We start from the raw sequence: 8,178 nt of genomic DNA on the forward strand, positions 1-8,178 counted from the left end.
CGTTCGGGTTGATGCTCAGCTGGCACAGCATCCGAAGCTGGCTTGTTCCCCTCTAGGAGAACATGGTTGCTCGCCCGAGAAAAACTTCCGCACGATTTGCCGGCAAATTAAAGCTCAAATCCGACCCGCGGCACTTTTATCGCAAGCTGGTTTACAGATTTGAACGTAGCTAGGCGCGAGAGCTGGCGACCGCACTGCAAACCGGTTCAAGACCAAGCTGCACTAGCGGTTTGCACCGATTTTCGGTCTAAATCCTGGCCGGGACACACCTATTCTCGGTACAAACCCATAAACGGAGTCAAACTTATCAGCCCAATCGCCGAAGAAGAGGGCGTGTCTCAAAGAGGCAAGCCAATCAAGCCAACACCCATCATTGATGAGGGTACAATGGCGGCTCTGAGGGATTACTTCTATGATACTTTCTGGGAAAGCCTCAACGCGAAAGATGTCGAAATCAGCGGGTTGAAGAGGGTGGCCGACAAATGCGCGGCAGATTCTCCGTTACGTGAGGTCTTGCTGGAGCTACCAGACAGGGTCTCCAGGGTGGACATGCAAGGACTTGTCTACCCACTTACTACTTTGGCGAAACGCGAGGACAGAATCAGAAGGGCGCAGTATTGTTGAAGGATGCTCTACAGAACCCCTCTTCTGCACTCTGATTCCCACTCAACACCAAAGGCGTAAGCCTAACGCACGCTTGATATGGATAACAGAATTTGGTTCGTAAAAGCCCCTAAACAGATGCGAATCCTAGCCGGGCTATCTCCAGAGTAGGACAAATCGAGCCCTCGTTGACAAATGAAGCCGAAATTGAGGTATTCCGAGGCTGCGTCCTCAGCCAGGTTCCAACCCTCCGCCTCGTTGACCTGCCTCCCTCTGCAAATACCCGCAGTGGTCCGTGTGCGCTGAGAGCAAACAGAGAGCGTCCTAGGGCAGTGCCCACTTGGCATACAATTTATATGGGGATGAATCTCAAGGATGCTTACCCAGGAGTGGTCTCAACCAGAACAGAGACGCCCGAAAGGGAGACCTTCCGTAAACTCGGAAGCACTGGGTACTGAATATCTAGAACCAAAGTCTTTGGTTATTGAACACTGGTTCCTTCCTCAACCCTCGCAAGATAAATAACACGTTTGGGGCGCCGCTGGCACTTGGTCCTCTACTCCTACGATTCAGGGGCCATAGCATGGGTCCTCGCCGCCACCGCCCTCGTGATGATAATGACCCCCGCCGTCGGCTTCTTCTACGGAGGACTGGTGCGTCGGAAGAATCTCATCTCGACCATAGTGCAGACCCTCACCATCTTCGCAGTCGTCAGCCTCGTGTGGGCCCTCTGGGGCTACAGCCTGGCCTTCGCCCCGTCCGTGAACGGGATCGTGGGGGACCTCTCCAAGGTCGGCCTGAACAACGTCGGGGCGGCTCCCAACCCGTCATACTCAAACGGGATTCCTGAACTGCTCTACTTCGCATTCCAACTCAAGTTCGCGGCCATCACCCCAGCGCTGATCATAGGCGCATTCGCTGAAAGGGTCCGTTTCAAGGCCCTCCTCCTGTTCACCGTGCTCTGGGCCACCTTCATCTACGCGCCCATCGCCCACTGGGTCTGGGGAGACGGGGGCTGGCTCAGGAACATGGGGGTCATCGACTTCGCAGGGGGGCTCGTAGTCCACATTTCCGCGGGCGTTTCGGCCCTGGCAGCGGCCGTGGTCGTTGGGAGGCGCCAGGGGATTCAAAAGTCGGATGAAGTCCGGCCCAACAACATTCCCTACGTGATCCTTGGCGCAGCCATCCTCTGGTTCGGGTGGTTCGGGTTCAACGGGGGGAGCGCCCTCGCGGCCAACGAGATCGCAGTCCAGGCGCTGGTGAACACGAACCTCGCGGCCGCAGCGGGCGCCGTGAGCTGGATGCTGGTCGACTGGTGGCGCAAGGGCAAGCCCTCGGCCGTCGGAATCTCTATTGGTGCGGTCGCAGGCCTGGTGGCAATCACCCCCGCGGCCGGGTACGTCGGGGCTGGGCCCGCGATGTTCATCGGCCTCGTCGTCGGCGTCATCTCGAACTCCATAGCGAACTGGAGGTCGAGCAGGATGATATTCGACGACTCCCTCGACGTATTCGCATGCCACGGGGCAGGGAGCATGTGGGGTGTAATCGCCACCGGAATCTTCGCCTCCACGCTAATCAATCCCGGGGGCCCCAACGGCGCCCTCTTCGGAAACGGAAACCAGTTGCTCCTGGAAGGATTCGCAATTGTCATCGTCAGCGCTTTTGCATTCGTCGGGTCGTACCTTCTCCTGAAGGCGATAGGTCTTGTCACGCCGCTCAGAGTCAGCTCCGAAGAGGAAGAGCTCGGCCTCGACCAATCTGAGCACGGCGAAGACGCGTACAACTAGGCCATCCCGAAAAGTCCTAAACGCCTAGCCTGAAAATCCAGAGTCATGTTCGGGGTCTCCAGGGAACCTCGTCTCCAGTCTCAACAAGGTCAACGGCGACCTAGGCGTCCCGTCTTCTTCTCCTGGTCCCCTGAAGGGCCGACTCGACGCAGGGGCGAATCTTCGACTACGTCTCTTGAAAGATGACCCTTCGGAGCTTCTCTGACATCCTCAGGGGGTCCATGTTCTGCCAAACGTTCCTCCCCACGGCGAGGCCGGTGCCCCCCGCATCCATCACGCCCTGCACCTGTTCTAGGAATTCCTCATCAGTGGAGGCCTTCGGTCCACCCGACATGAAGACTCTGACGCCCGCCGCAGACTTGACCGCCCAGGAGAAAGACGAACTGTCTCCCGTGTACTTGATCTTGACCGCGTCTGCGCCCAACTCGAGGCCCGTCCGTGCCGCATATGCCACGATCTCCTTGGAGGTGTCATTCTGCACCGCCTCCCCTCTTGGGTACACCCAGGCGATGGCTGCTATTCCTTTCTCATGGGCCTCTTCTTGGATTCGCCCGAACTCGGTGAACATTATCCTCTCGTGCGCGCTCCCGAGATAGATGGTATACCCCACGCCCTTCGCGCCGAGAGATAGGGCGTGTTCGACCGAGCACAGCTGCCTCGACAACGGCTCTCCCCTGGGAAGGCTGGTCTTCCCGTTGACTTTTACGATCAGTGGCACCTTTCCGTCATAAAACCTCTCTGCGGTGCCCTTCTGGAAGACCACCCCTGTGAACTTCCCCTTGACAGCGGTCTCCATTATGAACGACGGGTCGATGTTCCTGTCGTCGAAGTCCTTCGATGGCCCGTGTTCCAGGCCCTGGTCGTAGGCCAGAAGCATCCCCTTCCCCTTCCTAAGGAACGGGGACATCCTATCCTGCTTCATCGGTCTCAACGGCCTCCCACGATATTTAACGCTATTCGGTTCTAGGTTCACCGAGTCGGGCGCTCCTCACCATCATCTCTAAATCAGCCCTGGTGTGCGCTGTACCAGTCCTTTGAAGCTCGAGGAGTTCCTTAGGCTCAACGCCCCGGAGGACCTAGCCCAGCTAACGTCCGCCATCGCAAAGGCAAGCATCTCCGTATGGGAGAGCATCCCCTTCAAGTCCGGACTCCTTTCGGAGCTGAATCCATCGGGGGAGAAGCAGAAGGCAATCGACGTCTTCTCCAATGACGAGTTCGTCGAAGCGCTGACGGCGACAGGCGCCGCCGCCGAGGTCGCCTCGGAAGAGATGGCGGAGCCTGTCGAATCGAAGGGGAAGGTCAGCATTGCCATGGACCCTCTGGACGGCAGCTCCAACGTCGAGACCAACAACCCCCTCGGCAGCATCTTCGGATTCTACTCGCAGCGGCTCCCCTGCTCTGGGAAGAGCCTCCTGGGGGCCCTCTACGTCACCTACGGCGGCATGGTGACCATCACCCTCACCTTCGGCAAGGGGGTCCACAGGTTCGTCGCAGTCAGAGATGGGGCGAAGATGTCCTTCGAGCTCCTCGGCATCGACCTCAAGGTCCCGGACAATCCCGAGGTCTACGGTGTGGGTGGGTTCAGGAAGGACTGGATCCCCACAGTTCGGGCGTTCGTAGACTCCCTTGAGGCAAGGGGAATGCGGGTAAGGTACTGCGGGACGTTCGTCGGCGACTACAACCAGGTCCTTGCGAGAGGTGGGATCTTCGCCTATCCTGCCCTCATCGAGAAGCCCAGGGGCAAGCTCAGGGTGTTGTATGAAACAGCGCCCATGGCCTTGATCAACGAGCAGGCGGGGGGCTACGCCACCGACGGTCATAGGAGCATCCTTGAGATCGCACCGAGCAGCCTGGCTGACACCTCCCCGGCCTACATAGGAAGCGCTACCCTGGTCCACGAACTCGAAAGGCTGGTTTCCACGGGCTGAGGAAGGGCTCTAGGGGAATATCCCGAGAGTCCTAATGGCGTCGGCGACCCGTCCAACCCCGACCATCAGAGCGCCCGTCCTCATGGAGGTCGAGTGCTTGACTGAGGTCTGGTGCACGTCCCTGAACGCTCCTGTGATCTTCTGCTCCAGCTTCGCGTTGACCTCCGACTCGGGCCAGCTTATCCTGTCAAGGTTCTGGACCCATTCCAGGTAGCTGACGATCACTCCGCCTGAGTTGGCGAGGATGTCCGGAATCAGGAAAATCCCATTGGAGTCGATGATCTTGTCAGCCGCCGGGGTCGTAGGCCCGTTCGCGCACTCGACGATCATCTTGGCTTTGATACCCTTGGCGATGTCAGGCGTGATGGCGTTCTCGAGCGCCGCCGGACAGAGGATGTCCACGTCCAGCTTGAGCAACTCTGTGTCGCTCACAGGCTGGGTCCCCTCCATTCCGACGACCGACCCGGTCTTGGCCTTGTATGCGATCAGCCTGTCGGCGTCGATGCCGTTCCTGCTCATGACCGCGCCCTTGGAGTCGCTGGCCGCGACGAGCCTAGAGCCGTAGCCCTGCAGGAGTTCTGCGTAATTTGTCCCCGCGTTCCCGAATCCTTGGACCGCGAAGGTCGCCTTCTTCAGGTCCATCTTCTTGACCTTCGCCGCCTCCACTGTGCAGAACACAGCCCCCCTTCCTGTAGCCTTGTCTCGACCTAGAGAGCCCCCGATGGAGATGGGCTTGCCGGTCACGACCTCAGGGACCATGTATCCCTTGAGCACGCTATAGGTGTCCACGATCCAGGCCATCACCTGGGCGTTGGTGTACACGTCCGGAGCCGGCACGTCGCGGTAGGGTCCGATGAAGTCCGCGATCGCAGCAGTGTAGCGTCTTGTCATCCTTTCGAGCTCTGGCTGAGACATGCTCTTGGGGTTGCAGATGACGCCTCCCTTCGCTCCGCCGAAGGGTATGTCGGCGATGCTGCACTTCCACGTCATCCAGGCGGCCAGCGCCTTTACCTCGTCTAGGCTAACGTTGGGGTGGTACCTGATCCCTCCTTTGCACGGACCCCTGGCGTCGCTGTACTGGACCCTGTAGCCGGTGAACACGTGGGTATTCCCGTCGTCCATCCTCGTGGGGAGTGAGACTGTCACTTCCCGCTTGGGGTGTGAAAGCATCTGGTGGATTCCATCTTCAAGCTTCAGGTACTCCGCAGCAATCCTCAGCTGCTCGAGCGCGTTATCGAATGCGTTGGGCTTTGACTGACTCATATCAAGCACTTTGGTCTGGCTCATGAAATCGCCCTTTTTATATTGTATTTAACAGATTACGGGCATTCTCACTTCAGAGAATCAGCCAGCTCTTCCAGCTTCGAGCGCCAGTCCCCGGACTTCACCACGCTGCTTGAAACGAGTACTCCATCCGCCCCCAGCTCGACCGCCTTCTTGACATCCTCACCGCTGACTATGCCTGCGCCACAGAGTACGCTCCCCCTGAACCCAGCCCCCCTCGCCGCTTGGACCGACTGGGTAACGACCTCTGGCCTGGCTTTCGAGACTGCGACCCCGGACCCTATGAGGTCGGGAGGCTCCACGGCAAGGAACTTCGAGCCCAGGGCTGCGAGCTGTCTCACCTCTGCGGTCGTCGCAGCGCAAAGGCAGACTTCGAGGGAAAGCTGGCGGAGCCTCGGCATGAACCTCTTCAGATCTCGTAGTGATTGGCGCGATTCACTATGGTTGAGTATGGTCCCAGTCGCTCCGGATCCTTTCACCGCCTCAGGGATGACGGCGCCCGTCGTCTTGTCCCCCACCTCGACTCCCACCGACTGGCTGTAGACTGGGATTGAAACCCTCGAAGCGACCAGGGCAAGCAGCGGGGTAGGAGGAGCGACGATAATCTCAACGCCGGTCTTGGAGTGTACTCTCTGCGCGGCCTGGGCCAGGCGGACAGACCCTTCCCCTTGAATATCTCCGTAGTTCTTGAAATTTACGACGAGTGTCCTCATTCTGACGACCGCCGGACTGTAGGGAAAGTGGTCTTAAAGGATGGTCTGGGTCGATTTGGTCTCGGAGCCCGGGGGTCCCTAGACCCCGTCCTCGTCCGAGTCCTCTTCCCATCCGTCCTCGTCTAAGTCTTCGTCCGAGTCCTCGTCGAGTTCCTGGTCCTCTTCGGACATTTCGGCCAGCGCGGTTTCAATTAGCCTATTAAAGCTCTCGGTGGGAGAAAGGGTCCAGACCTTGACGTCGATAGTTGCGTTCGATGAAGACTCAATCCCGTCCGCTTCTGCTTTGGTGGCTTCCGGTGGGCTTATCGTCTATCCGACCGACACGGTCTATGGGCTCGGGTGCGACCCTCACAACGAGAAGGCAGTTCGCCGTCTGTTCGAAGCGAAGAGACGCGACGCGAGCCCGGTTCCGATCCTCTGTGACGGCATTGAATCGGCTCTAAGGCTTGTCGAGATGAACCCAAGGGCCCTCAAACTCGCAGAGCGGCACTGGCCGGGCGCCCTCACCATCGTCGCGACCTTGAAGGTGCCCCTTCCTTTCCCTCTCCACCAGGGGACCGGCACCCTGGGTGTGAGGGTGCCAGGTTCAGAGCTTTGCCTGCGACTGATTACCGAATGTGGAGGTCAACTGACTGGAACAAGCGCGAACCTCTCCGGGGCTCCTTCCTCCAGGACAGCGCTGGAAGCCCGGCGACAGCTGGGCGACACTGTGGATTTGGTCCTGGACGGGGGGAGGCTGGAGGGTCTCGAGTCGACCGTCATCAGGGTGACGGGCGAGAAAATCGAGGCTATAAGGCGGGGTCCAGTCGGGGTCTCCGAGGAGGCAGACACCGGGTGAACCTCATAGTCACGTCGGCCAAGGGCCTGGAAGCCCGCGCCTCTGCAGAATTCAAGGAAGTTTCACTGCTTTCGGGAATGAGGAAGGTGACCATAGAACGCTCAGCCTACGACGGAGTGCTTGAAGTCGAAGCAGAAGACCCGAAGGCGCTGCTAACATTCATCTCTGAATATGTCAGGTCCGAACCGTTCAAGGTGAGGTTCATGATGAGGGTCATACCCGTGGACCAGGTCGTAGACACCAAGTTGGAGGAGGTCGTCGCGGCAGTGAAGGAAAACGCGTCGTCCATCGGTCCGTCGGAAAGCTTCAGGATCACCATCGAGGCGAGAGATTCTCCGTACTCGGCCAAGCAGCTCATTGACGCAATCGCCGATGCGGTCGACCGGAAAGTGAACCTGGAGAACCCCGACAAGGTCGTCCTCGTCCAGGTATTCGGTGAATACACCTGCGTTTCGGTCCTCTCTCCCAATGAAATCCTGAGCGTCCCGAAACTGAAAAGGGCGACCTAGGCCCTCAGAACGTTAAGCAGTGCCGCTTTCTCGATTGCAACGAGCTCGGGCTCCGATAGCCTCTTCCGAGGGAGCTCCCTGCCTAGTCGCAGTTTGTCAAGGGATCCCAGGCCCTTCCCCATCGAGGCGACCACCAAGAGGAACGGTTCCCCCTTCTTACTTCCTGCTCTCTCTATCGCCTCCGAGATCTGCGTGGTCTGAGCGAGCCTGAGGAGCAGGTCGATTTCGGGCCTTTCGGCGAGGAGAGCTCCCGTGGCCTCGGCCCGGATGGTCTGGGCCGCAATCATTTCGGCAAAGAAAGCGTTGGCAGCCAGCCCTGCTCGGACTGTCTGGACCAGAGCCCCCGGACACTTCGACCGGACCCGGTTCTTGACCAACTCCGGGTCGGCCCCGGCCCCTATCGCGAAAGCTCTTGCCTTGGTGTCCAATCGCTCACCCTCCGTGCGAGAAGGGAATGAGCACTACGTTTTCACCGTCCCTGACGGTCCTGTGGCCTGAAGCTGGAACAAACGCCTC

Annotated in this window: 9 protein-coding genes; 5 read left to right on the forward strand and 4 right to left on the reverse strand. The window is 59.1% G+C overall.

Going from position 1 to position 8,178, the window contains the following annotated elements:
• The first annotated feature begins 333 nt into the window (after positions 1 to 333).
• Together OK438_08945 and OK438_08950 are read left to right on the forward strand one after the other, a co-directional pair.
• A complete protein-coding gene (locus tag OK438_08945; GenBank protein ID MDA4125552.1) occupies positions 334 to 624 on the forward strand; it encodes a hypothetical protein in 291 nt (96 codons plus the stop codon).
• A 527-nt stretch (positions 625 to 1,151) separates the two neighbouring features.
• Entirely contained in the window at positions 1,152 to 2,390 is a 1,239-nt protein-coding gene (locus OK438_08950; protein ID MDA4125553.1) for an ammonium transporter, read from the forward strand.
• 166 nt (positions 2,391 to 2,556) lie between these two features.
• Here the strand turns inward: OK438_08950 and OK438_08955 are convergent, their stop codons facing one another.
• On the reverse strand, positions 2,557 to 3,312 hold the full coding sequence (locus OK438_08955; protein ID MDA4125554.1) for an aldolase: 756 nt from the start codon (positions 3,310 to 3,312) through the stop codon (positions 2,557 to 2,559).
• Positions 3,313 to 3,424: 112 nt separating this feature from the next.
• On the opposite strand from OK438_08955, the gene OK438_08960 reads away from it, so the two are divergent.
• A complete protein-coding gene (locus OK438_08960) occupies positions 3,425 to 4,318 on the forward strand; it encodes a fructose-1,6-bisphosphatase (protein MDA4125555.1) in 894 nt (297 codons plus the stop codon).
• 9 nt (positions 4,319 to 4,327) lie between these two features.
• On the opposite strand, the gene OK438_08965 is transcribed toward OK438_08960, so the two are convergent.
• Both OK438_08965 and tpiA read right to left on the reverse strand, forming a co-directional pair.
• Entirely contained in the window at positions 4,328 to 5,581 is a 1,254-nt protein-coding gene (locus OK438_08965) for a Glu/Leu/Phe/Val dehydrogenase (GenBank protein MDA4125556.1), read from the reverse strand.
• A gap of 68 nt (positions 5,582 to 5,649) precedes the next feature.
• Positions 5,650 to 6,315, reverse strand: a complete 666-nt coding sequence (tpiA, locus tag OK438_08970) for a triose-phosphate isomerase (GenBank protein MDA4125557.1) — start codon at positions 6,313 to 6,315, stop codon at positions 5,650 to 5,652.
• Positions 6,316 to 6,547: 232 nt separating this feature from the next.
• Between tpiA and OK438_08975 the strand changes: the two genes are divergently transcribed.
• Both OK438_08975 and OK438_08980 read left to right on the forward strand, forming a co-directional pair.
• A complete protein-coding gene (locus tag OK438_08975; protein MDA4125558.1) occupies positions 6,548 to 7,153 on the forward strand; it encodes an L-threonylcarbamoyladenylate synthase in 606 nt (201 codons plus the stop codon).
• The gene (locus OK438_08980; GenBank protein MDA4125559.1) at positions 7,150 to 7,662 is read left to right on the forward strand and encodes a THUMP domain-containing protein; all 513 of its coding nucleotides are present in this window, start codon (positions 7,150 to 7,152) and stop codon (positions 7,660 to 7,662) included. The genes OK438_08975 and OK438_08980 overlap by 4 nt, the downstream gene beginning before the upstream one ends.
• On the opposite strand, the gene cgi121 is transcribed toward OK438_08980, so the two are convergent.
• A complete protein-coding gene (gene cgi121 / locus OK438_08985) occupies positions 7,659 to 8,090 on the reverse strand; it encodes a KEOPS complex subunit Cgi121 (GenBank protein ID MDA4125560.1) in 432 nt (143 codons plus the stop codon). The two genes, OK438_08980 and cgi121, sit on opposite strands and share 4 nt — an antisense overlap.
• Positions 8,091 to 8,178: the final 88 nt, after the last annotated feature.

Source organism: Nitrososphaerota archaeon (assembly GCA_027887005.1).
In the GTDB taxonomy this organism is placed as follows: domain Archaea; phylum Thermoproteota; class Nitrososphaeria; order Nitrososphaerales; family Gagatemarchaeaceae; genus UBA183.

Excerpts from the sequence above, each read along its gene's own strand:
- OK438_08955 (MDA4125554.1), bottom strand. The coding sequence starts at position 3,312 with ATGAAGCAGGATAGGATGTCCCCGTTCCTTAGGAAGGGGAAGGGGATG.
- OK438_08965 (MDA4125556.1), bottom strand. The coding sequence starts at position 5,581 with ATGAGTCAGTCAAAGCCCAACGCATTCGATAACGCGCTCGAGCAGCTG.
- tpiA (MDA4125557.1), bottom strand. The coding sequence starts at position 6,315 with ATGAGGACACTCGTCGTAAATTTCAAGAACTACGGAGATATTCAAGGG.